Genomic DNA, 24,233 nt, shown 5'->3' on the forward strand with positions numbered 1-24,233 from the left:
AGCGGTACCATCATGACTTTGATTAGCGCTATCGGCAGAGAAGAAAAGTGCCGCGCCAAATAATGGTGCAACCGTGGTCCCTAATGAGTTAAATGCTTGGGTTAAGGTTAAACGAGACGGCGCAGTTTTAGGGTTACCTAAAGCACTGACATAGGGGTTTGCAGATACCTGTAAAATAGTAATACCACTGGCTAATACAAATAAGGCCATTAAGAAAAGTGCATACATGCCTGAGGTTGCCACAGGGTAGAATAACAAACACCCGAAACAGGCGATTGCTAAGCCGGTAACAATGCCTTTTTGATAACCAATAAGCCCCACCAATTTACCCGCAGGTAGCGAGACAATAAAGTAAGCACTAAAAAAGCAAAACTGAATAAGCATTGCTTGGGTGTAATTAAGGGTAAAAGCTTCTTTTAAGTAGGGAATTAAAATGTCATTAAGACAGGTAATAAAACCCCACATAAAAAAGAGGCTAGTTAAAGCAACGAGCGCAAACTGGGTGTTAGAGGTGTTATTTGCCTCAACTTGCACGGTCTGATTTAGTGGATTGGGTGAACTCACAATGATCTCCAGTTGATTTTTTTGTTGTAAGCGCTTACATTTAATTATGTAAGCGCTTACATTTATAGTTTGATAATTGCAGAAAGCGTTTAAAATATCAAATAGAAATCGGATTTTGATTCGCTAATTTTCAAGTGTCAGCTATTAAAATCACAATAAAACAAGGTGTTAATGACCATGAAGCATTTTCGCTTAGCCAAGACAAGTAACATGATGCAGCGAGATTTTACATTTGGTGTGGCCACATCGTCATACCAAATTGAAGGTGCGCGTAATACACGATTAAAGGCAAACTGGGACACCTTTTGTGAAAAAGATGGCACTATCGCAGATAACAGCAATGGCGATGTAAGTTGTGAGCATGTAACCCACTGGCAACAAGATGTTGCCATCATGGCCGATATTGGTGTTGATGCGTACCGTTTATCATTGTCATGGTGCCGCGTTATGTTAGAAGACGGTACGGTAAACCTTGAAGGTGTTAAGTTTTACATCAACTTATTTCAAGCCTTAAAAGCGCATGGTATTAAGATTTTTGTGACGTTTTATCATTGGGATTTACCAGATTATCTTGATAGACAAGGTGGCTGGTTAAATCGTCAAACAGCCTATGAGTTTGCCAATTATGTAGAAACAATCACGCCTTACATTTCACCTTATGTTGATTCATTTGCTACGTTAAATGAACCTTTCTGCTCTGCTTATTTAGGTTATGAATTAGGTATTCATGCGCCAGGGCATACCGACCAAAAAGCAGGTAAGGTAGCAGCGCATCATTTGTTTTTAGCTCACGGTTTGGCAATGGAAATTCTAAATCGTTTAAGCCCAAGTACTGAAAACGGCATTGTGCTTAATTTCTCGCCTTGTTACCCATTAACAGATTCAATTGAGGATGCTATTGCCTGTCGCCATGCGGATGAATATTTGAATTTGTGGTACTTAATGCCGTTACTGGAAGGGCGTTATCCAGACATTGTTAATCTGTTGCCTGAGGACGTTAAGCCGGATATCGCCGCAGGTGATATGGCAATTATATCTGCGCCACTAGACTTTATTGGTATTAATTATTATACCCGCAAGGTGTATCAAGCAGGCAATAATGTACTGTTTAAAGAAGTAGACTCAAATGAATATGCAAAAACAGCAATGGGCTGGGAAGTTGTACCAAGTGCTTTTTTTGATTTACTGACTGACTTAAATAAGCGCTTTGAATTACCAAATATTTATATCACTGAAAATGGCGCTGCATTTGATGATGAAATCACTGATGGTGAAGTAATAGACCTAGCGCGTTTTGATTACATTGATGAACATTTACTTGCTGTAGAACAAGCAATTCAGCAAGGGGTGCCAGTAAAAGGGTATTTTGTTTGGAGTTTATTAGATAACTTTGAGTGGTCAGAAGGGTATACTAAACGCTTTGGCATAGTGCATGTGGATTACGAAACACAAAAACGCACGCTTAAACACAGCGCGCTTGCATACAAAGCACTAATAAACGCTAGAAATTCAAACTAATAACTATTAAATTTATTGAATGTAGAAGCAGTTTTCTTTTTTATGGCAACTATTTACGAAGTATCAAAAGCCGCTGGGGTATCGTTAGCAACCGTTTCACGTGTGATAAACGGCAATGCGAGAGTGAGCGAGCGCACTAAAGAAAAAGTGCATAAAGCCATGGCCGAGCTTGGTTATAAACCCAATGCAATTGCACAGTCACTCGCCTCAAATCGCAGTAATAGTGTGGGCTTGTTGGTGTCTGAACTGCACGGTTCATTTTTTGGCGACATGATGAGCTCAATAGAATCTATGCTGCGTGATGCTGGCAAGCATGTAGTGATAACCGCAGGCCACAGTGAAGCCGAAAAAGAAAAACAAGCCATTGAATTCTTAATTAGCCGCCGCTGTGATGCACTAATATTAAATGCGGAAGCAGTCTCTGAAGAGTATTTAAAATCCTTACTCGACAACAATATTGAGATCATTCTGATCAACCGAAATATCGAATCTCTACAAGAGCGCTGCATTGTGCTTGATAACCAATTAGGCGGTTATTTAGCAACCAAAGCGGCGATAGAGCAAGGACATCGTAATATTGCCTACATCAGCGGCCCGCATTTTAAAGAAGATGCACAGCAGCGTTTAGCTGGGCACAAACAAGCACTTGAAGAAGCAGGAATTTCGTTTGATAGCAGTTTATGTTTTGAAGGCGGATACCATGAATCAGAAGGGCAAGATGGGTTTAATACCTTGTTTAAACAAAATAACACATTTACCGCATTAATTTGTGCAAATGATGAAATGGCGTCTGGGGCAATGACGGCCGCCCGTGAGCATGGTCTTAGTATTCCAAACGATCTATCGATTATTGGCTTCGATAATGTGTTATTTGCCCGTTACTTATATCCAAAACTCACAACCGTTGATAACCCGATTGCGAAAATGGGTGAAATGGCTGCTAATTGGGTGCTCAGCAATATTTATAATACGAAAACGTCAACGCCAATTAATCATCTATTTAAACCAGAACTAATAATTCGTGACTCTCTCGGAGCTTTGCATGCTGACTAATCGAATCTCTCCCTCAGCTAAATTTGCGCTTATTGCCTCGTTTGGCGGGTTTGTATTTGGTTTTGATGCCTCGGTAATCTCCGGTGCAATCGGCTTTATTTCAGAGCAATTTTCGCTCGATGAATGGCAACAAGGGTTAGTTGTAAGTGCGCCTACCTTAGGTGCAATTATTGCCAGTTTTTTTGCTGCTTTTTTAAGTGATCAATTTGGCCGTCGCAATACCTTAATTGCGGTTGCTTTGTTATACATCTGTTCTGCTTATTTTTCTGCTGTCGCTTTTGATTTTGAAAGTTTAGTTTTGGCGCGTTTTATTGGTGGTTTAGCGTTTTGTTCTCTGCTTATCACGCCCATGTATATCGCTGAGATTAGTTTGGCGAAATCGCGCGGTAGGTTAGTGTCTATCAACCAATTGAATATTGTAATTGGTTTATCGGTGTCGTATTTTTCAAACTACTTTTTACTGCAACTGGGCCATTCAGAAGGTAACACGTTAACGCTTTTTGGTACGCAGGCTGAAACATGGCGCTGGATGTTAGCATTAGAGTTAGTACCAGCGGCAGTGTGGTTTTTAGCACTTTTTTTATTACCGAAAAGCCCGCGCTGGTTGGTGCTCAAAAACCATCACTCGGATGCAAAAGCAGTACTCAAGCGATTGTTTTCGCAAACAGATGTAGACGCACAGCTTGAAGAAATAAGTGTGATTGATCAAAAACAGAGTGCTTTTTTCACCCGTTTAAAAGGTTTATTTTCAGGTAAAGTACGATTAGCTCTGTTGATGGGAATAACCCTTGCGATAGCCCAGCAAATATCGGGTATCAATGTTATTTTCTTTTATGCACCAGTAATTTTTGAGCAAAGTGGTATTGGTACTGATGCTGCGTTTTTACAAGCAAGTTGGATTGGCGCAATTAATGTATTGTTTACCCTTGTCGCGTTGATTACGATTGATCAATTTGGCCGAAAGCCATTACTTATTATTGGTTTGGTTGGGGTTTGTGTAAGCATGCTGATTTGTAGCTATGGCTTTAAACAAGCAACTTATCAAATTAATGATAAAGATGTGGCAGCGTTAGCAGAAACCCATCAAGAGTTAAATACGGCTAATCTATCGCCGCTATTAGCTAAAGTGTATACCTCTGATATTGCATTTAAAAATGCGGTGATTGAGGCCATCGGTGAACAGCAATTTCGGCAATTTGGTAGTGACATTTTAATGCGCGCTACCGATATTAATGCGGCGCTTGTGCTCTTTGGTATCACAGCATTTGTTGCGTCTTTTGCTATGTCGCTGGGGCCTGTAATGTGGGTATTTTTCTCAGAGGTATTTCCAAGCGAATTGCGTAGTATTGGCATTTCCTTTTTAGCGTTGATTAACAGTGGTGTGAGCTTTTTGGTGCAATTAGTATTTCCTTGGGAGCTTGCAACCTTAGGTGCGGCAACCACCTTTTTAATTTATGGTGTGTGCGCATTGTTTGCCTTGGTGTTAATCGTTCGCTTTTTGCCTGAAACCAAAGGGCAGTCACTTGAATATGTGAACCAAGCCAAAGCTTTGGAAAACTAAAATAACTGTATTTCCATTTCTTTGGCGAACATTTCAAGTGCGTGTAAGCCTGCAATCGAGTTGCCATATTGATTTAATTCAGGCGACCAAACAACGACTGTGTAGCGCTCTGGTACTATAGCTAAAATTGCGCCACCAACCCCCGATTTACCTGGCATACCAATGCGATAAGCAAAATCACCCGCGGCATCATATAAACCACTGGTAAACATCAGCGAATTAAGCTGTGAGTTTTGTTTGCGCGAAATAAAGGTTTCTTTTGTAGTTTGCGAAACACCTTTATTGGCTAAAAAACTAAAGGTTTTAGCTAGTTCAACAACGTTCATTTCTATGGCACAGTATTTACAATAATTGCTCAGCACGGCATCTACATCGTTATCAAAATTGTTAAACGACTTCATTAAGTTAGCCATTGCGGCATTACGAAATCGATGCTTGAACTCAGATTTGGACACAAACTTATTAAAATTGATTTTACTGTTGCCGGAGAGCTGTCGCACTGTTTCTAAATAATGATGTAATGGTGCACTTACGCGTGATTGAAGCGCGTCACACACGGCAAGGGCACCTGCATTGATAAATGGATTGCGCGGTACGCCATTTTCCATTTCAAGCTGAATAAGTGAGTTAAACGCCGTACCTGATGGCTCTTTTCCTACACGTTGCCACAAAGATTCACCATAGCGTTGTAATGCAAGCGAAAGCGTAAGTACTTTTGAAATTGATTGGATGCTAAAGCGTGTTTTAGCATCCCCTGTGGTATAAATTTCACCATCAACAGTGAGTACTGCCATAGCAAATTGTTGCGGGTTAATCTTGGCTAGCTCAGGAATGTAATTGGCAACGTTGCCTTGACCAAATAGCGCTTGGCATTGGGTATTTATCGTTGATAGCAATGAAGCGATTTGTGTCATTTGGTTTCCTGAGTAATTTTAGTGAGACGTATCACTATAAAATAATTTAATGACCTTTCACCAACGAAAAGAACTAATTTGAACAGCTTAGAAAATCTAATAAGTGACTTGAAATAAAGCTTATTTGCTGGCGGTGTCTAAGCGTTTTGGAAATTGCACTTGAAAGTGCGCACCACTATCGCATTCAAGTAATTGAATAGAACCTTTTAATTTTTGGCTAGTTAGGTTGTAACAAATACTTAAACCAAGCCCTGTTGAACCTGCATGACGGTTTGTTGTGAAAAATGGGTCAAAAATTTTATCGCTTAACGCGTTATCAATGCCAATACCATTATCTAAATAATCAATGTGTATTTGCTGTTGGTGTTCAGAGATTGTGATGGTAATTTTACCGGCAACATTCTCTTTAAAGCCATGAGTGATAGAGTTTATGATAAGGTTTGTGAATATTTGCGATATCACACCCGGATAGTTATAAACCACAAATGTACTATCACAAATGATTTCGACTTCAATGTTTTGCCGCTTGATTTGGTGACGTAAACTGATCACAACCTCGTTTAGATATTCAACTATTTCAAACTCTCTTGCCATTTCAGAAACTTGGTCAACCGATACTTGTTTAAAACTTTTTATCAGTTCGGCGGCGCGACATAAGTTCTTAAAGACAATATTGGTTGCTTCAATTTGTTCGTTAAGCACTAGCTCGAATTTTTTACTCGATAGTTTTTGATCTTTAAAATCGGCAAATAGATCGGTTGTAATCTCACTTAAGTGAGATATTGCGGTAATCGCAGAACCCAGCGGCGTATTTACTTCGTGAGCAACCCCTGTAACGATCCCGCCAAGTGAAGCCATTTTTTCTGATTCGACTAATTGTTTTTGAGTGGAAACAAGGGCGAGATTTACTTCTTCTAACTCTTGGTTATGGGATGCCAAAATTTGGTTGAGCGTATGTTTCTTTTTATTAAAGTACCAAAGACTTATAGCCAAAATAGCAAACGCCAACAGGCCAAGTAAACTGAGCATTAAGTTGTGCGTGGTCGTTTGAACTTGCTGCTCCTTTGTTAGAAGGGCTTTTTCTTTATCACTCAATTGACCCTCAAGTGATTTCAGCGTATCAAGCTGCTCTTGAATGCGTTGTTGGTTGTTTTTAACTTGTAAATTAAGTGCGGTTTTATCGGATGCAATTTTAGTAAGGGCTGTTTGTTGCTCTTCAAGTGCCAAAGTGTTTTTATCAAGCGCTTGTTGTGAGTTATTTAAATCAATTTCTAGTTGGGCAAGGGCATTTTGATATTTTTCTTCAACTTGCTTAAAGTTTTTGATTAGCTTTTCGTATTCGCTGTTTTTTTCGTTTATTTCCAGTTGTTTTTGATTAATGACGAGTTGTTTTTCGGCAATGTTTTTATTCTGAGAATTTATTCGCTCGTTAAGTTTATCAATAAGTTGTGATGATTCTGAAAGTTTAAAGGACATTTCTTTAACCATATTGGCAACATCAATTTCTGAGCCGCCAAGTAGCACAATGTTTTTATCAATTTTTAAGCCTTGGTATAACAAGTTATAGCGATTTAATTTAAACGACAGTGTTTGATTAGCTGTTTTAAAAAAATTAATACCGATTAGTTTGTTGTCTGTCACATTTTCTGTAATCAGTAAAATTGGGCGTTTTTCTATACTGGCTTGAAGCTGGGGTAATAGTTCATTACGGCTTTTATCCACCACTAAAATATCCATTTGTGTACTATTTACTTCTCTGGGGGTTGAAAGCCGTGAAAGTTTAAAAGGGCCTGCTTGTTTGATGTTTAAAGCCATGTCATTAAGGCTTTGCCAATAAGCATCATCATCACCTAAGTAGGCAATATCAACGTGTTTTAAAGGCGTTGGCCAACTAATAAATTGCGAAAACTGACCGATAAACGCAGATTTTAATTTTGTTTCTTCAACGGTTTTTTCTGCCATTGCTGGCATCAACAAAAATAATAAAAAAATTACAAAAATAATCCGTGAAGAATAATTCAATTCGCCCCCTTAACTAAAATGCCCATTTTATTGTTACGCTCGCATTTCGCCCTTTTAATGGAATGCCATCAGAAAGCGATGGGGTGATTGAAGGGTTATAAAATGTTTCATTTAGCAAATTATTGATACTTAATTGCGTGGATACGTTGCTACTTATGTTATAGCTTATAAAGCTGCGCCAATACCAAAAAGCGTCTAGCTCTTTTGTTTCAGTGAGACTAATTGGTGTTTGCCTTTTTGAGCGATAGGTGCCTGAAATACCGATTTGAAAAGACTCAAAGCGGTGATCAAGTTGCATACTTGCTAAGGTATCTGAGTCTTTAAATGCGGATTTTGGTAATTTAGTAAAGTGCGTTGCAGTAGTGCGAAGACGGGTTTTTTCTGCAATTTGCCATACTAATTCCGTTTCTATTCCGTGGCCGTACTCACTATCCCCATTTACTTGACCATTCAATCCATTAACTAAGCCATTGATGATGGGGTTTTTAAATTCGTTATAAAAAAGGTCGATAGAGAACCAAATAGTTTGCCCTGTATATTGGGCTATAAAGTCTGTAGTTTTGATCCTTTCACTTTCTAAATAGGCATTGCCAGAGCGGCTAATACCACTAAATAGTGTAAGTTCGCTTAATTCTGGGGCGCGAAATGCTTCACCATAAAGTAGCTTTAGTTGCCAATGAGTGTCTGCTAAGTAAACTAAGCCAAGTCTAGGTGTAAATTGAGAATCAAGATCTGGGTATTGATCTAATCGACCACCAACTATCCAATTAATTGCTCCCATATTACTTTGTAGCTGTAAATAAGCACCGTAAAATGGTTGAGACTGCTCACCACCCACTTTAATTTTGTAATCGACATTTGGGTAATAATCTACCGGGAACTGCCTTGACAACACTGCCGCTAAATCAAAGTTAGTAAACCCTTCTGCACGTGATTCTTTATTGTATTGCCACTCTAAGCCAAATTGCATTTCGTAGGTTTGATTGATTTGCCAATTATTATTAAACGCAGTAAGTACCCGGTATGAATCAAGAGCGCCGTAACCATGTAAAGGGGCATCGCTGCTAGGTTCACTAATAGCAGAAAATGCGCCTGCCAGTGAGCTTTGATTGCCGTTGATAAGTTCAGTTTTTAAATAATCTAATGATACCGAGGATGACACCTCTTCAAATAAATCAATTTTTTGCTCGGTAAATAAAAATAAAGCGCTATGAGAGGAGAAGTTATATAGATTACTGGTTCTTGCAGTATGATAAAAATTCTCCATATCAATTTCACGGTAATGCAGTTGATATCGACTGCGTTCATCACTTAAAGCAAGTTGCAGTGAAGATAGCTCGAATGGGTCATCTGTTTTAAACGGTTCGCCTGTAAATACGTCTTTAATTTGGTAATCATCCCCTTGGCTTTTAACTTTATTTACTTGAACATCAAACTGATAGTCATAGAGGGATTGGCTATATGCCGCGAATATGTCGTAGTTAATTTCATTGCCTGTAGCAATGTTCACTTCTTTTGCTTCTTTCCTAGTAATAATATTAATAACGCCAGTAAAGGCATTACTGCCATAAATAGAAGAGCCAGGTCCTCGAATAATTTCAAGTCTTTCAACATGATGAAGCGAGAAATTAGCAAGAAGCGTGGCGTTGCCTGAGCGGGGATCATTTATTTTATGGCCATCCAATAAAAAGAGAATTTTTTTAGAGGATGCACCAAATGTTAAACCGCGCGATGATGCAGAGTATTCATAGGGATAATTACTGTAGCGGGTGACTTGGTAGCCCGGCACGTATTCAAGGATTTCATGTAAAAAGCGCACACCTAGCGCTTCAATTTCGTCACGGGAAAAAATAGTCACAGGAGCAGGAATATTTGAAATATCTTTTTCGGTAAGTGTGCTAGTGGCTATTTTTATTGAAAGCAAATCTTGTAAGTTAAGATTATAAACATCGACGTCTTCATCAGCATAAGCGGGTAGTGCAGTTAGACACAATGCCAGTAAAAATCTATTTTTGCCGCTTTTAGTCATCCAAATCACTTTAATAAGGCATTTAATTAAGCTGCTATTAATGCACAAAGGGGTTTGTTAATTAACACGCTCTTTAGTTGATAAAGTATAGTCAATAATTAAATAAACGGAGGAAATGAAAAGGGATTTTTAATTAAAATTCGATAAAAAAGGATTCATCAAGAGGCTAACTGGAAGAGGCCGTTATAAAAGCATTTATTTAGCAGCGATACGTATTGCTAAAGCACGCTCAACATTTTTCTTAGCGTAATAACGCACAGCATGGCGAATAAGCCATTTTAATTCAGCATTTGCGCCTTCTAGCCATGATTCGAGAAGATCAAAAACCAAACTAGGGTGATCTTTTGCAATATCGCCTAGGCTATTTGCCACGCTCCGCCTGACATACAAGCTAGAGTCATCTTTTAAATGGCTTAGCAAAGGTAAAATTGGCGTAGGATCTTTAATAATTTCAGGTAATCGTTTGCCCCATGGCAGTTTAGGACGAGTACCTTCTGATACTAAACGTCTAATATGGCGGTTGCGGTCGAATTGCCAATCTTTTAGTGTTTCTAAGGTGCGCGCTTGTTGTTCTATTAAGAAAGGGCGAATACAAAACTCAGCACTAAATCGCTGGGTCAATTCATATTGTGCTTTCATTGAAATATCGAAAGGGTCGATACCATCGTTATACTTGGCATCTAGACCATATTGTGCAATGTAAAAACTGTGAGGTAAGTAAAAAAAACCAGCAAGTCCAAACTCTTCTGAAGATTCATCCGCGTCGATTAACGTTTGTGTCAGTATGTTGATAGCAGCCTGATAATTTGAGGGTAAAAATTGATGAAGTACATTGGCAATAAATTGACCTTTTGCCATTAAGGCAAGACCTTCAGGTGCGTTTAAGCACTCTTTAACAAATGCATCACTATCAAAGTTACTGTGCACAATCTCAATATTTCGTGCAAGATAATGAATCGCGTTGTCATTAAGTAAATCGGCTAAAGAGCTGCCTTTTGCAATCGCCCGAGGCGCATCAGGAATGGTAGCGGTGGTGAACAATGGCAGTGATATCATGAGTTAATTGTCTTCTTCAAGCTGAGCTTTTTGGTCATTCTTGAGAGCTAACTTAAAGGCAACAATAACCAGAGCAAACATTAAAAAAGGCAGTGCAGCTAAACTATATTCAGCCCAGGCTTTGTCATAAAAAACCGGTTTCATAATAAAGTGGCCTGCGATCACCAAAATAATGGCAATTAGCAGAATCGGAATTGTGATCAACTCACTTTTGATTTGTCCTTTGCTTCGCATGGTTTTACTTATTTGTTGGTTATTGGTTAAGTTTATCGGCTTTTTAAGCACAGCAATATAATGTAAATCAAGTTTATTAAGCTCATTCAAGCAAAGTAAGCATTTTCGTTATGGATTCTTTGCTTATTTCGCCCATTAACTCACTGTTATTTAATGCGTACAAAAAATCTTCTATTTCATATGAGTCAATTGCTTGCTGATTTTCGATAATAGCTGCCCACAAAGTCAGGTCGTCATCATCAATTGCATTATTTAGAAATTTGGTTAATACGTTTTTTAGATGAGATTTGGTAGCTCTCAGTGGTAACACGTTTATCGATGGCTGCTTTGCTAAAATAAGGTAAGCATTGTTAATGTTGTCACCATAGGTAATCAGTTGGCTTAAAGCTTGTTCGTAAGTCATTTCAATGCTCATAAATCATTGGTATGTTAATTGGCGATTGTGTGATTTTATCTGTAAGTTTAGAAAATAGCAGTGCGTCGACAATGTTATTTAGCCTTTACGCCTCATTTTATGTTGCTCAGTGGCTATTGAGAAAAAGTCGTATTTATAGGGCATTCAAACATTAATATGAAATCACCACGCTAAATCTGCTATTGTGAAAATTAAAAAGGTACTCAATGACCCTCGTTTACACCCACGAAAATTTAACCTTGGTGATGAACATCAATACCGCTCTGCATAATGCTGGTATTAAAACGCAGATTAAAAATCAGTATGCGGCAGGTGGGCGAGGCGAGATCCCGTGTTTTGAAACTTGGCCAGAAGTATGGGTTACTTCACAGTTTCAATTAAAGCAAGCACAAGAAATCGTTGCAAATATTATGTCTCAAGAGCATCAGCCAGATTGGTATTGCCAAAAATGTAATGAACAAAATGGTGCAGCATTTGATTTTTGTTGGCAGTGCGATACTGCAAAACCACATTAGCGACACTTTAAAACTGTAAATATGTAGCTAAATTTGATGTGATTAAACTAATTAAAGTGTGCCTTTCTTGAGTTTCTTTTTCTAATCTTCTTTTATTTTTACGTCTCTTGAACGCTATTTAATTAATGTGTTGTTTAAAGTAAGCGAATTGTTAAAAAGCAATTACAATTAAAAAGTAAACTTTATGTTACTTTTTTGGTCAACTAAGTTAATATTGTATCTACTATATCTTTCGTAGTTGTTTGAGGCGTTATGTCTGCGTTTATTATTATCAGTATGTTACTCGCAATTATAACTGTTTTATTTTTCGCTATTAGTTATAAAAGCAATCAACATACCTTTATTGAAACTTATAAAATGCCAAAGAATATTGCACTTTCTTTGCGCGAACATTATCCGCAGTTGTCCAAAGAGCAATGCGAGCTCGCTATTGAAGCATTAAAAGAATATTTTTTGATCTGTAATTTAGCGAATGGTCAATTGGTTGCAATGCCTTCTAAAGTGGTTGATGTGGCTTGGCATGCCTTTATTTTAAATACCAAAGAATACAAATCGTTTTGTAGAAAAGCGTTTGGCCGTTTTTTACATCATACTCCATCAAGCACCTCAGTTATTTCTGAGCAAATGAACACAAGTTTAAAACGCACATGGCAAATTACCTGCCGTAGAAATTACATAGATGCAAACAGCCCTGATAAACTACCTCTGTTATTCTCAATTGACGATATGGTTAATATTAAAGAAGGATTCAAATACACTTTAGCTAAGTGTCCAGAAAAAGGGGTGGTCAGTGTATCGCTATTTAGCGATGAAAAAAGCGGCACTTTATCAGAGCATAAAGCTACTCATTCTTTAGGGTGTGGTGGCTACGCCAGTCAATAAGAAACTTTTTTAGCCTATCTCCAGATCACATTAAAATTGAGAAGCGCTTACAAAAAAGTGCAGCTCGTTAAACTCTATTTACAAACAACGGGATTAGTTGTTTAACTGAATGATACAATGTTTTATGGTTTGTATATTCATTAAATTTTTCAAGAAACTATTGCTTTTAATATGATTGAGTCTCTAAGTCCTGCCTTATTAGTCGTCTTTATTCTGGCATTTTTTGCTTGGTACATTGCGTTTGTTATGTTTACTACTCGGCCTAAATTTCAAAAATCCGATGAAATCTAAACATCATGTATGATTCTTTTGTTGATTGGTATTGGTCGATTTTTCGTGTAGGGCCAAGTTATGGGGCATTTGCGACCCAAATTGCTGCTTTTTTTTCTTGGCTTATGTTATTTGCTTCAGGCCTTGCTTTTGTGAGGGTGTTTAAACAGCAACTTCCTTTATTTATAGGTTGGGTATTTGCCATTATTGCACTTTCTTATTCGACCACAGATATTGTTATTGCCAGCTTGTATGATTTTTATCGCTATTTTGATAGCAATCAAGATTATCGCGCTATTGCTATTAGTTACACCATTTTAGATAGTATTACTGCAATTATGGTGCTCTTGGTTATGCAGCGTTTTTGCTTGTCAGCTAATCGTTATATTGCCACTGTTGATTTGATTGTTATGATCCTTTTATGTAACGGTGCAGCGCATTTCATAGTAAATGGTTATTACATGATGTTTGATAATAGTGAGAATGAATTAATGGCGATGCTTTATTCCGCAACCATCATGTTTAATGACACTTTATTAGTTGCGTTAATGTTTTTCCCTAAGCTTGGTCAAAAAATCTCGAACAGAATATTTAAAAAGCAATCTGGCTTAGTAGCGCAGCATCATTCAGCTTAATATGGGCAAAAGCATCCTCAATACACTGCTCAGTAAACAGTTTGTAGTGGATGTTCGCCTCTTTTGTTAAGGCAATAAATTCCTTAAGCTGGTGAGAAGTTTGATTTTCTAGATCACTTACTACTATCGCAACCGAGCAATGGACGGGTAACAGTTCATTGCTTGAAATTCCTTTAGCTAATGAATGCCAAATGGATTTATCACCGGTTAATTTATCGACACCTGTAAAATCATAAAAGCCATTCAGCCCTGGGCGGTAATTTTTATCAGCCATTAGTTCGAGCGTGTGTTGATAGATATTTTCAAAAGAAATACCTTGATGCATCTTACAAAAAACAGCGTTTTTGTCGCTGTGAATGGTGTAGGGTATAACAGCAGGCTGACTCATAAAACACTCCTTATTAATGTATTAATATTACCCAATTTATGAGAATTTACACAACTGACTGAGCGAAAAGTACAGGCTTTAGTAAGTATAAAGCCTGTAAATATATCTTAGGCAAACAAATATTTACTATGAAAAGTAAGATGCTCGTTGATAAATGATTGGATAAAGTAATAGCTGTGGTCGTAGCCTGGTTGCATACGCAAGGTGATATCCGTATTACTTTGTTTTGCTGCTTCTAGCAGGTTTTCAGGCTTTAGTTGTTCAGTTAAAAAGCCATCAGCATCACCTTGGTCAACTAAAATCGGCAAGTTTGAAGCCTGCTTTTTAAGTAGCTCTGATGCATCATACTCAAGCCACAACTCTTTATTTGAGCCTAAATAATATGTAAACGCTTTTTGTCCCCAAGGGCAATTAATTGGGTTAGAAATAGGGCTAAATGCTGAGATAGCACGGTAGCTATTTTGGTTTTTAAGGCCAACGGTGAGAGCGCCATGTCCGCCCATACTGTGACCTGAAATAGATTTCACTTTCGTTACAGGGAAATGTTGCTCAATGAGTGCAGGCAATTCATCCACAATGTAATCGTACATATGATAATGGGCTGACCAAGGTGCTTGCGTAGCATTTAGATAAAACCCTGCGCCTTTTCCTAAATCGTAGCCTTCATCATCGGCTACATCTTCACCGCGCGGGCTTGTATCAGGCGCGACAATGGCAATACCCAGCTCGGCAGCTTTGGCAAAGGCCCCTGCTTTTTGCATAAAGTTTTCATCAGTACAGGTTAAACCTGATAGCCAATAAAGCACAGGTACTGGCGTTTCTGCGGTTGCGTTAGGTGGTAAAAAAATAGCAAAGCGCATGTCACAGTTTAAACGAGAAGATGAGTGACTATATTGTTTGTGCCATCCATCACATACTTTTGCTTTACTTAACACTTCTAAAGACATGTTGATCCCTTATAAAAGCGCCTAATTTAAGTTAGACGCTTTAACAAAATTGCTGTGGAAATCGAAAATAAACGCTTAATTCAGGTTATTTATCCATATGAACAACTGAGCGAATGCTTTCACCTTTGTGCATAAGGTCAAACGCATCATTAATCTCATCCAGTGCCATAGTGTGAGTGATAAATTCCTGTAAACCAAACTCACCCGCTAGGTATTGTTCAACAATGCCCGGTAATTGAGAGCGGCCTTTAACGCCACCAAATGCAGTACCACGCCATACACGACCTGTTACTAATTGGAAAGGACGTGTTGAAATTTCTTGGCCAGCACCGGCAACACCAATAATTACTGATTCACCCCAACCTTTATGACAACATTCCAGTGCTTGGCGCATCACATTGACATTACCAATACACTCAAATGAATAATCCACGCCGCCATCAGTCAGTTCAACAATGACTTCTTGAATTGGCTTATCGAAGTTTTGTGGATTAATGACATCTGTTGCACCAAGTTGTTTTGCTAAATCAAACTTAGATTCGTTGATATCAATACCAATAATACGACTTGCACCTGCCATGCGAGCACCAATAATTGCGGATAAACCAATACCGCCTAGACCAAAAATCGCAACAGTATCGCCTTTTTCAACTTTGGCAGTATTGAGCACCGCACCCATACCTGTAGTTACACCACAACCCAGTAAACATACTTCTTCAAGAGGGGCTTCTTTATTTACTTTTGCCAGTGAAATTTCTGGTAATACAGTGTATTCAGAAAAGGTAGAGCAGCCCATGTAGTGATAAATAGGTTCACCGTTTAGTGAAAAACGAGTTGTACCGTCAGGCATTAAACCTTTACCTTGGGTTTCACGTACAGCTTGGCAGAGGTTAGTTTTGCCTGATGTACAGAATTTACACTCGCCACACTCAGCTGTGTAAAGGGGGATTACATGATCGCCAACCGCAACACTGGTAACGCCTTCACCCACCATTTCAACAATGCCGCCACCTTCGTGACCTAAAATTGAAGGAAAGATCCCTTCAGGATCATCACCTGAGAGTGTGAAGGCATCTGTATGGCATACACCTGTTGCAACTATACGTACAAGTACTTCGCCTTTCTTTGGAAGTTGTACATCAACTTCTTCCATTTTTAGTGGTTCACCAGCAGCCCATGCAACAGCTGCTTTTGATTTAATCGAAGTTTGGCCTGGTTTAATTTCTAACGCCATAATCTGTTTCCCATAAGTGATTTACAGTTGCCTTAATAGTGTGAGCTATAAAGGCTAGTTCATTTGCTACTTTGTTGTTAAGTAGTTTATTTATTTCTTTAGAAAAGATAATCATATTATTTTGAAAATTATTATTTCATATATGTAATAATCAAGTTTAATTAATACCAAATTTAAGGTGTGAAATGGATTGGGCAGGCGTCAGTGAATTTGTTGCAGTTGCACAAACGCAAAGCTTTACTGCGGCAGCAAGTAAACTTGGCATATCAGTAGTTTATGTTAGTCGCAAAGTTAATGCGCTAGAGCAGCGATTAGGCGTTAAGTTACTCAAACGAACCACCCGTAAAGTGTCGCTAACTGAAATGGGGCAACAGTTTTATTATGACTGTAAGCCTTTGGTTGAAGGGCTTGCGCAAGCTGAATTAAATGTTAGTAGTATTCAGCACGGCATTGCTGGGCAAATACGTGTAACTGCGCCGGTAACGTACGGTGAGCGTTATATTGCACCGCTTGTAAATACGTTTTTAACTTTGCATGCGCAAATAGAAGTGGATCTTGTACTTACCAATCAAAAACTAGATTTAATTGATGGTGGTATTGATATTGCCATTCGCTTAGGTCATTTAAGTGATTCAAATCTAATGGCGAAAAAACTAGCTTCACGGCAAATGTTTGTTTGTGCGAGCCCACAGTATATTGCACAACATGGTGAACCTCATACCTTGTCAGAACTTAACTTGCACCAATGTCTGGTTGGCAGTAATGACTATTGGCGCTTTTTGTATCAAGGCAAAGCGCGCAATATACGTGTAAATGGTCGCTTAAAATGTAATTCAGGAGTGAGTTTATTAGATGCCGCAATCAGTGGTTTAGGCCTTGCACAGTTACCCGATTACTATGTTGGAGAGGCGTTAAAACAAGGAAGTCTAGTTGAAGTATTACCCAATTATCGCGATAAAGAAGAAGGAATTTGGGCACTTTATGGTCACAATCGTGCATTACCCTCTAAGCTCGATTTATTTATTCGCTTTTTACAAGAAAACATAAAAAAGCCCGCATAATGCGAGCCAAAGTTAGGAAGTCTATTTGCTGTGAAAAGGCGCTATTAAGATTGTTTTACTACTACTGTACCTGCAATAAGGTCGTGCCAAGTACGGTTTTTCTCATCAATTGCTGCCCATAAAAAGCCTAATCCAAGTGGCAACGCTGAAATATAATAACCAATGTAACGAATAACACTTTGACCAACACTTGGCTTTTCGCCTGTTGTTGCGTCAAGTACCTTACTGTCCACAGCCATTTTCCCTGGGGTAGCTGCTTTATAAACCCAGAACATCACCGTCAAAATAAAAGGTAAAATTTCGTGGTTCATAAACTCATTAAATTCGAAAAAGTTAAATGGGCTCCATGACAAGTAATTTTCAAAAAAGGTGAATGCAAAAGCGGCAATTACCAATGAAAATAATATTCCATCAATGATAAGCGCTGCAAAACGTCTAAAAAAGCCTGCATACTCCACCTGTGCTGGTACTGTTTGATAGTGATACTGTGTCATAGTGATTTCTCTTTGCTTCCTGGTTGATGACTTCATACTAGTTTGCAATGAGCAATAAATTGTCAAAAAGTGAATAACGGTCGAATTTGGTTGTTAGCGGCAAAGTTGGCTGATTAATTTTAATGGTTTGGCTAACTGGCTGTTGAATTGCTTACAACAAGGGTTAAAGTTTCTTGGTTTGCTTGTTTTTTATACCAAAAAAATATTTAAAAGATGCTCTGGTTATAACTGGCGGTAACAAAATATTTACATTTCCAAGCTTAGAGTTTTTGCTCTCTGATAAAACCCCTTAAATGGGTACAAATATTCTAAATCTTTCCCGTAAAGGCAATTTTACATGCCAGTTTTTATGTTTATTTTCATTTGTTTACATATGAAATTACAATTGACAGCGTTGTCTATTTTCTGTTTTTGTGACTCTTGTAAATAGTTTGTTAACTGTTTGCATTACTTCACAACAACATTAAGGCAATAGTTATGAAAGCAAAATTTAATAAAACAACACACGCTTTATTACTTTGCAGTACCTTCGCAGGCACAGCGTTTGCGGCGGATAAAGTTTCGTTAGATACAGATAGCTCCGAGCGATTTATTGTTACATTAAAAGCAGATTCACTGAACATTGAACTGCCTGTAACTGCAGATACAAAACAATTACGCGAACTTAAGCACAATCAATTGCAGTCAGTAGCAACTAGCGTTGGTGCTAAAACAATACACGTACTGCCAAGCACAAACTCTGTGGCAGTCGAACTCACCCAAGCAGAGCGAAATGCTTTACTACAACGTGCCGATGTGCAGTCAGTAGAGGTTGATCCAAAGCGCTACCTTCTTGCAGAAAGTACACCTTATGGCATTGGTATGGTGCAGGCTAATCAGCTAAGTGACAATTTAACCGGAAATCGCAAGGTGTGCATTATGGATACCGGTTACCAATTAGGTCACCCTGATTTACCATCTAATGGTATTACCGGTGATGATGGTTACGGCAGCAATAATACGGGCAATTGGTATAACGATGGCAATGGTCATGGTACCCATGTTGCAGGTACCATTGCGGCAATTGGCGGTAACGGGCAAGGTGTGGTTGGGGTAAACCCATCAAACCAGCTTGGTCTTCACATTGTTAAGGTATTTAACGATCAAGGAAATTGGGCGTATGGCTCTGACTTAATCCGAGCAATTGAGCAATGTCAGCAAGCGGGTGCCAATGTAACCAGTATGAGCTTAGGTGGTTCGGGTCAATCAAGCGCCGAGCGCCAAGCATTTGCAAATAGTTACGCGCAAGGCATGTTACACATTGCCGCAGCAGGTAATGATGGCAATAGTTCAATGAGCTATCCAGCATCGTACGATGCCGTAGTGTCAGTAGCGGCGGTTAATAGCAGTGAAAGCAAAGCGTCGTTCTCACAATATAACAGCCAAGTAGAAATTGCTGCGCCTGGGGTTAGTGTTAACTCAACTTGGATCAACAGTGGCTATAAAAGTATCAGTGGTACGTCAATGGCAACGCCCCATGTGTCAGGCGTTGCGGCACTTGTTTGGAGTCATTTCCCAAATTGTTCAAACCAACAAATTCGTGATGCTCTAAATGCAACGGCCAAAGATAAAGGTGCCACAGGGCGCGATACCTCTTACGGCTATGGCATAGTGCAAGCTAAAGCTGCGTATGATTATTTAGCTAGTAGTAGCTGTGGAGGAGGTACTGGAGATGCAAAGCCTGTAGCCAATTTTGCGGTACAAGTATCTGGTAAAACAGCGCAATTTAGTGATAGCTCAAGCGATGATAAAGGCATTACAAGTTATGCATGGCAATTTGGTGACGGTGCAAGTAGTACAAGCCAAAATCCTAGTCACACCTATAGTGTTGCAGGTGATTACACGGTAAGCCTCACCGTTACCGATACAAAAGGGCAAACAAATAGCAAAACACAGCGCATTACAATTAGTGACGACAGCACGGGTGGCTGTAACGGGTTAGCTAATTGGTCAGCGGCAACTGCTTATAAAGTGGGTGATAAAGTCGCTTATCAAAGCAATCAATATGAAGCCACTTGGTGGTCAACGGGGGCACAGCCAGATGTGTATACCAATGTTTGGAAACGCACAGGTGCGTGCTCTGGTGGCGGTGGTGAAAATCAAGCACCGGTTGCTAACTTCTCATTTAATGCTACTGGCTTAGACGTGTCATTCGCACAAGCTGCAAGCGATGATAAAGGTGTTGTTAGCTATGCATGGGATTTTGGCGACAATACATCAAGTAGCGCAGCTAATCCAAGCCATAGTTATGCGCAAGCAGGTACGTATTCTGTAAGCTTAACAGTAGCGGATAGTGAAGGACTAACTAACACCAAAACACAGTCAATTACAGTGAGTAGCGATACGGGTGGTAATGGGTGTAATGGGGTAGTTGCATGGACGGCAAGTGCAATTTTCCTTGCCGGTGAGCAGGCATCTTACAATGGTCGCTTATACACAGCCCAGTGGTGGACACAAGGCGCAAATCCAGAGCAAAACTCAGGCCCTTGGGATGTCTGGCAAGATGCTGGCGCATGTAAATAACATCACAAACGAGTCATAATGGTTCCATTCTATATGGAACAAGGCAACCAATTGGTTGCCTTTTTTAATGGGTGCTTGAACTAATATTGATACGCCAAATTTGGCTTACTTGGTTGTCGAGTAAACTACAGTAAAGTTGTTCGTTGATAATAGACATACGGCAGACATTTGCACTGTAATTAGCTAACTCAACAATAGGTGAAATAGTTTTATCTCGGGTATCAAAAGCAACATACTGCTTGTATTTAGGGTAAATAATTTTATTATTTACCAGCTGCCAATTGCGCCATTGCAATAATGGGAATTCTTCAATTACGACTTCTTCTGTCTTTGAATCTAACGTTTTAAATAAACCATCTTGGCTGAATTTAGTGTAATAAAGAGTGTTTTTGTCAAAATAAAAACTATAACCACCATTAAACGTTATTTGCAAAGCAGTGTTTGAAGAATCGCTTATTTGCCAAATATTCCATGCTTGTTGATGCTCAGCACTGACGTATAAGTTGCTATTATCATCAAAACCAACAAAGTGAATCGCGCTAAAATGATGTTTAATATGCTGCCATTTGGCGTTATTAAAATCATAAATATACAGCTCATCATTAATATTAGCGGCAAGTTTAGATGCATCAAAAGCCCACGCTAAATTAGATACATAGGTGATTTGCTCGTCAAAGGGCAGTATTTCTGAACTATTAGCTGAACTAATTCTAATACTGAGCTTGCCATTTAACGATTCAACATAAGCAATGCGTTCATCTATTGGCGAAGCAGTAAATTGCATTATTGTAGCCTGGCGCTGAGTAAGTGCTAAAGGTGCTTGAACGTCAGTGAGCTGATATAAGTTTGAGATAACTGAATAGTGCTCAGCATAAAGTGCATTATTGCTAGCAAAAATTCGGTTAAAGGTATCAGAATAATCTAGCTGTGAGAGCGTTTGGTTTGTTACGTCGAACTGATACAAACCACTTTTTGCGGAAATTAATAGAGTTTGGTTATGCCAAGTTACGGATATAACATCATCTAAAAGCGGTGCATTATAACTTTCAGAGCGATTATCTATATCGAGTAACACTAACCTGTCTGGCTCTGTGGCATGGTAATTAATATAGGCAAGTGTGTTGTTATTGAGTGCAAACACGCGGTGACCTAATGTATTGCCAACGCTTTCTGGGTGAGTGAGTTGTTGTTGCCGCTTTGTTTGAGTATTTAATACCATCAATTTATAAGGTGACGAGTCACTTTCTCGGTAAGGGTAAATTAGGCGGTCGTTTTCACCAAGTGCAAGGTGCGAAATAACACTATTAGCGCAATCAACTATTGTGGTGATTTTTTTTGTTTTAATTTTAAATTCAACAACTTCACATTTTCGTTCAGTTAAATCCATCAGTCTAGCTAAATAGATTGTATCGCCACGTGCGATAACATCTGTGTAGTATGCTGAGCTTTCAAATAATGGGCTTAGGCTGCCATCTTTTTGCACAATAACGACTTGGCTTAAGCCGTCATTACTTTTTTTATGTAATGCATAAAGGGTTTTTGATGCTTCATCGAAATAGGGATTAAACGTAACGCCTAGTTGCTCAGTTAAAATAGTGCGGTCGGTTAATTCAAGCGTCTGAGAGACGGGTTTTGGCTTTAATAAAACAAAAATAGCAAACACTAAAAGTGCTGCTACAACACCAAAAAACGAGTTTAAATTTGATTTGGACTGAGTAGTTTTGGATATCACAGGTGATTTGTTTTCACTTGCTATTGGGGTTGCAGCAAAGCGATAGCCAATTTTACTAACGGTTAAAATATATATCGGCTGGGAAGGGTTTGGTTCTATTAGTTTTCTAAGCTGGCTGATAGCGCGATTGACAGCCGCATCACTTACTACTCTGCCTTGCCACACATGTTCAATTAGTTCATCTCGCGATAGTGCCCGTTCGCTATTTCGGCAGAAAAAAATCAATAACTCAAATAGCTTCGGCTCGCATTCAACCACCTTTCCGCTGATGGTTAGGGTATTTGTTTGCGTATTAACTTGAATAGCACCAAAGCTAAATGAAGTTCCTATCATTTTGATTTTGCTAGTTATTATAATTTCATTATCAAATTATCATAACTTAATTAAGCCACAATAACAGCTTTTGATTAGTTTTAATCTCGTTTTTTATGGCAAAACTGAGATTAGCAAAATGAAAAAAATAACCCCAATTTTAGTACTAACTACATGCCTTATTTCAGCGTGTGGTGGCGGTGGAAACAAAAAAGTAAACGCCCCATTTATAGAATCAAATAATAAGGATACTTTATGTGCTGCGCGCGCTATTCCCGAAGGGTCAACTTGCGTCAGTGTAGATGGGCGAGAAAACTTAGTTTTTGGCGATACGAACAAAGAGTACAAAGGGCTGATCCTTACTTTGCATGGCGCGCCCGGTTATATGGCAAAAGTAGCCGGAATTTTCGATGCAAGCATGCTCGAAGAAAAAGGGTACTTAGTAATTAGTCCAAATGGTAATGGCAGTGCATGGCAATGGGATAGTAAAACAAACAGCAATACCAGCGATGATACCCACTACATTTCAAATTTGATTGATTACGCCCATGCCAATTACACCATTAATGGTGATAAAGCACGTATATTTGGTTATTCGGCTGGTGGTTTTATGGCTTATACCTTAGCGTGTCAAATTCCTGAAAAACTAGAGGGGATCGTATCATTGGCGGGGCAATTTAGAGGTGATTTTAATGCTTGTACGACTGCTACCGCAGTTGCAATTCACCATTTGCACAGCCCAAGCGATACTGATGTGCCAATTAATGGCCGAGCATATGGCAATATTGCCAGTGTTGAAGATACACTGAACCACTGGCTTACAATTAATGGCTGTGCATCGCAATTTGAGCAAACGAGCCATCCAGCGGTTACAACAAGTAGTAGTGGCACTGTTACCAATACGTGGCAAAATTGTGCAAGCCCAGTTGCATCTTCAAAACTCTTTTCTGTTCCTCATGAATCAGATTATTTAGCAGACAAATTATATGTAATTTATCAGCAAAGTATGGCGCTGGAGTAAGATTATGCGTTTGATTATACTCGTTATATTAAGTGCATTTATCATAGCGTGCTCCGACTCAGCAACACCAACAATTGCATTTGAACCAATTAGTAGTAAGGGCGGTGGGCAAGTCGAACCGCAAAGTAATGAGGCTGTGCCAAACAACCAAAGCCTAAACGCTTATCGAATTGCGCTAACAGGCAATAGTCATGTTTCAGGGTTAGGAAATACTGTTACAGCAGTTATCAAACAAATTACACCTGAGAAAACTGCTGAAAATAAAGTCATCGGGCATGGTTTTTTAGATGTTAGTTTTGCCAGCAATAGCGCACTTCAAATGCTTGCTAATGAAAACTGGTCGCACATTATTTTGCAAGGGCAAAAATACTCACAATCTCGTACTACTAACTACTCAACAAGTGCTGCACAAAATTGGATTGCAAGGGCAAAAGATGCTGGCGTTACACCGATTTTATTTCCTGAACATCCACAGCGCGGTGATAGCACTGAGGCAGAATATGTCTACGGCCTTCATCAAAGTATTGTTGCAAAACAAGCAAGTTGCATAGCGCCTGTAGGGCTTGTTTGGGATAAGGTATTACAACTAATGCCACACCTTAAACTGCATGCTGACGATGGTAATCATGCATCATCACTTGGCAAGTATTTAACGGCATTGGTATTTGCAGAGGTGATTACAGGTCAACGTATTGATTCAGTAGCATTAATGCCGATAACAGGCCTTTTGCCCGATGAGCAATTGTTGATGGCGCAAGTGGTCTCTGAAATGGTCTATCAACATCCTTCTTGCCCTTTTTAATGTAATAAGCGC

General features: G+C 39.0%; 22 protein-coding genes. 10 read left to right on the plus strand and 12 right to left on the minus strand.

The annotated features are described in order from the left end of the window. Nucleotides 1-567 (minus strand): MFS transporter (locus AAEU29_RS10785; RefSeq protein ID WP_421973793.1); only part of this gene is annotated, 567 nt, incomplete at its 3' end. Between the two features lie 174 nt (nt 568-741). On the opposite strand from AAEU29_RS10785, the gene AAEU29_RS10790 reads away from it, so the two are divergent. The 3 genes from AAEU29_RS10790 to AAEU29_RS10800 are packed head-to-tail and all read left to right on the plus strand — an operon-like array spanning nt 742 to nt 4,696. Then, entirely contained in the window at nt 742-2,082 is a 1,341-nt protein-coding gene (locus AAEU29_RS10790) for a GH1 family beta-glucosidase (protein WP_421973341.1), read from the plus strand. 42 nt (nt 2,083-2,124) lie between these two features. Beyond that, the gene (locus AAEU29_RS10795; RefSeq protein ID WP_421973342.1) at nt 2,125-3,135 is read left to right on the plus strand and encodes a LacI family DNA-binding transcriptional regulator; all 1,011 of its coding nucleotides are present in this window, start codon (nt 2,125-2,127) and stop codon (nt 3,133-3,135) included. Continuing rightward, on the plus strand, nt 3,125-4,696 hold the full coding sequence (locus tag AAEU29_RS10800) for a sugar porter family MFS transporter (RefSeq protein ID WP_421973343.1): 1,572 nt from the start codon (nt 3,125-3,127) through the stop codon (nt 4,694-4,696). The genes AAEU29_RS10795 and AAEU29_RS10800 overlap by 11 nt, the downstream gene beginning before the upstream one ends. Here the strand turns inward: AAEU29_RS10800 and glsB are convergent. The 6 genes from glsB to AAEU29_RS10830 form a co-directional block, all read right to left on the minus strand. Then, a complete protein-coding gene (gene glsB / locus AAEU29_RS10805; protein WP_421973344.1) occupies nt 4,693-5,610 on the minus strand; it encodes a glutaminase B in 918 nt (305 codons plus the stop codon). The genes AAEU29_RS10800 and glsB overlap by 4 nt on opposite strands. A gap of 120 nt (nt 5,611-5,730) precedes the next feature. After that, a complete protein-coding gene (locus AAEU29_RS10810) occupies nt 5,731-7,572 on the minus strand; it encodes a YfiR/HmsC family protein (RefSeq protein ID WP_421973345.1) in 1,842 nt (613 codons plus the stop codon). 73 nt (nt 7,573-7,645) lie between these two features. Beyond that, a complete protein-coding gene (locus AAEU29_RS10815) occupies nt 7,646-9,661 on the minus strand; it encodes a TonB-dependent receptor plug domain-containing protein (RefSeq protein WP_421973346.1) in 2,016 nt (671 codons plus the stop codon). Between the two features lie 195 nt (nt 9,662-9,856). After that, nucleotides 9,857-10,717, minus strand: coding sequence for a DNA alkylation repair protein (locus tag AAEU29_RS10820; protein WP_421973347.1), 861 nt, complete (start codon nt 10,715-10,717; stop codon nt 9,857-9,859). A gap of 3 nt (nt 10,718-10,720) precedes the next feature. Next, nucleotides 10,721-10,951, minus strand: coding sequence for a hypothetical protein (locus AAEU29_RS10825; protein ID WP_421973348.1), 231 nt, complete (start codon nt 10,949-10,951; stop codon nt 10,721-10,723). A gap of 82 nt (nt 10,952-11,033) precedes the next feature. Then, nucleotides 11,034-11,354 carry a hypothetical protein gene (locus AAEU29_RS10830; protein ID WP_421973349.1) on the minus strand — a complete coding sequence of 107 codons (321 nt, stop codon included), beginning with the start codon at nt 11,352-11,354 and terminating at the stop codon, nt 11,034-11,036. Between the two features lie 218 nt (nt 11,355-11,572). Here AAEU29_RS10830 and AAEU29_RS10835 point away from each other — a divergent pair, with 218 nt between their 5' ends. From AAEU29_RS10835 to AAEU29_RS10845, 3 genes are all read left to right on the plus strand, one after another. Beyond that, nucleotides 11,573-11,881 carry a putative signal transducing protein gene (locus AAEU29_RS10835; protein ID WP_421973350.1) on the plus strand — a complete coding sequence of 103 codons (309 nt, stop codon included), beginning with the start codon at nt 11,573-11,575 and terminating at the stop codon, nt 11,879-11,881. 252 nt (nt 11,882-12,133) lie between these two features. Next, nucleotides 12,134-12,763, plus strand: a complete 630-nt coding sequence (locus tag AAEU29_RS10840; RefSeq protein ID WP_421973351.1) for a glycine-rich domain-containing protein — start codon at nt 12,134-12,136, stop codon at nt 12,761-12,763. A gap of 296 nt (nt 12,764-13,059) precedes the next feature. After that, a complete protein-coding gene (locus AAEU29_RS10845; RefSeq protein WP_421973352.1) occupies nt 13,060-13,668 on the plus strand; it encodes a hypothetical protein in 609 nt (202 codons plus the stop codon). On the opposite strand, the gene AAEU29_RS10850 is transcribed toward AAEU29_RS10845, so the two are convergent. The 3 genes from AAEU29_RS10850 to AAEU29_RS10860 all read right to left on the minus strand — a co-directional run bounded on the left by AAEU29_RS10850 (nt 13,625) and on the right by AAEU29_RS10860 (nt 16,237). Beyond that, nucleotides 13,625-14,056: a hypothetical protein gene (locus tag AAEU29_RS10850; protein WP_421973353.1), complete on the minus strand. Its 432-nt coding sequence runs from the start codon at nt 14,054-14,056 to the stop codon at nt 13,625-13,627. The genes AAEU29_RS10845 and AAEU29_RS10850 overlap by 44 nt on opposite strands. A gap of 107 nt (nt 14,057-14,163) precedes the next feature. Continuing rightward, a complete protein-coding gene (gene fghA, locus AAEU29_RS10855; protein WP_421973354.1) occupies nt 14,164-15,003 on the minus strand; it encodes an S-formylglutathione hydrolase in 840 nt (279 codons plus the stop codon). Between the two features lie 85 nt (nt 15,004-15,088). Then, on the minus strand, nt 15,089-16,237 hold the full coding sequence (locus AAEU29_RS10860) for an S-(hydroxymethyl)glutathione dehydrogenase/class III alcohol dehydrogenase (protein ID WP_421973355.1): 1,149 nt from the start codon (nt 16,235-16,237) through the stop codon (nt 15,089-15,091). Nucleotides 16,238-16,422: 185 nt separating this feature from the next. Between AAEU29_RS10860 and AAEU29_RS10865 the strand changes: the two genes are divergently transcribed. Continuing rightward, nucleotides 16,423-17,298: a LysR family transcriptional regulator gene (locus AAEU29_RS10865; protein WP_421973356.1), complete on the plus strand. Its 876-nt coding sequence runs from the start codon at nt 16,423-16,425 to the stop codon at nt 17,296-17,298. A gap of 44 nt (nt 17,299-17,342) precedes the next feature. Here the strand turns inward: AAEU29_RS10865 and AAEU29_RS10870 are convergent, their stop codons facing one another. Beyond that, nucleotides 17,343-17,792, minus strand: coding sequence for an RDD family protein (locus AAEU29_RS10870; protein WP_421973357.1), 450 nt, complete (start codon nt 17,790-17,792; stop codon nt 17,343-17,345). Nucleotides 17,793-18,269: 477 nt separating this feature from the next. Here AAEU29_RS10870 and AAEU29_RS10875 point away from each other — a divergent pair, with 477 nt between their 5' ends. Then, on the plus strand, nt 18,270-20,354 hold the full coding sequence (locus tag AAEU29_RS10875) for a S8 family serine peptidase (protein WP_421973358.1): 2,085 nt from the start codon (nt 18,270-18,272) through the stop codon (nt 20,352-20,354). Between the two features lie 64 nt (nt 20,355-20,418). On the opposite strand, the gene AAEU29_RS10880 is transcribed toward AAEU29_RS10875, so the two are convergent. Next, nucleotides 20,419-22,419, minus strand: coding sequence for a winged helix-turn-helix domain-containing protein (locus AAEU29_RS10880; protein WP_421973359.1), 2,001 nt, complete (start codon nt 22,417-22,419; stop codon nt 20,419-20,421). Between the two features lie 118 nt (nt 22,420-22,537). On the opposite strand from AAEU29_RS10880, the gene AAEU29_RS10885 reads away from it, so the two are divergent. Together AAEU29_RS10885 and AAEU29_RS10890 are read left to right on the plus strand one after the other, a co-directional pair. Then, nucleotides 22,538-23,419, plus strand: coding sequence for a CE1 family esterase (locus AAEU29_RS10885; protein ID WP_421973360.1), 882 nt, complete (start codon nt 22,538-22,540; stop codon nt 23,417-23,419). A gap of 4 nt (nt 23,420-23,423) precedes the next feature. After that, a complete protein-coding gene (locus AAEU29_RS10890; protein WP_421973361.1) occupies nt 23,424-24,221 on the plus strand; it encodes a hypothetical protein in 798 nt (265 codons plus the stop codon). The last annotated feature ends 12 nt before the right edge of the window (nt 24,222-24,233 follow it).

This window comes from Pseudoalteromonas aquimarina (assembly GCF_049257255.1).
Taxonomy (GTDB): Bacteria; Pseudomonadota; Gammaproteobacteria; order Enterobacterales; family Alteromonadaceae; genus Pseudoalteromonas.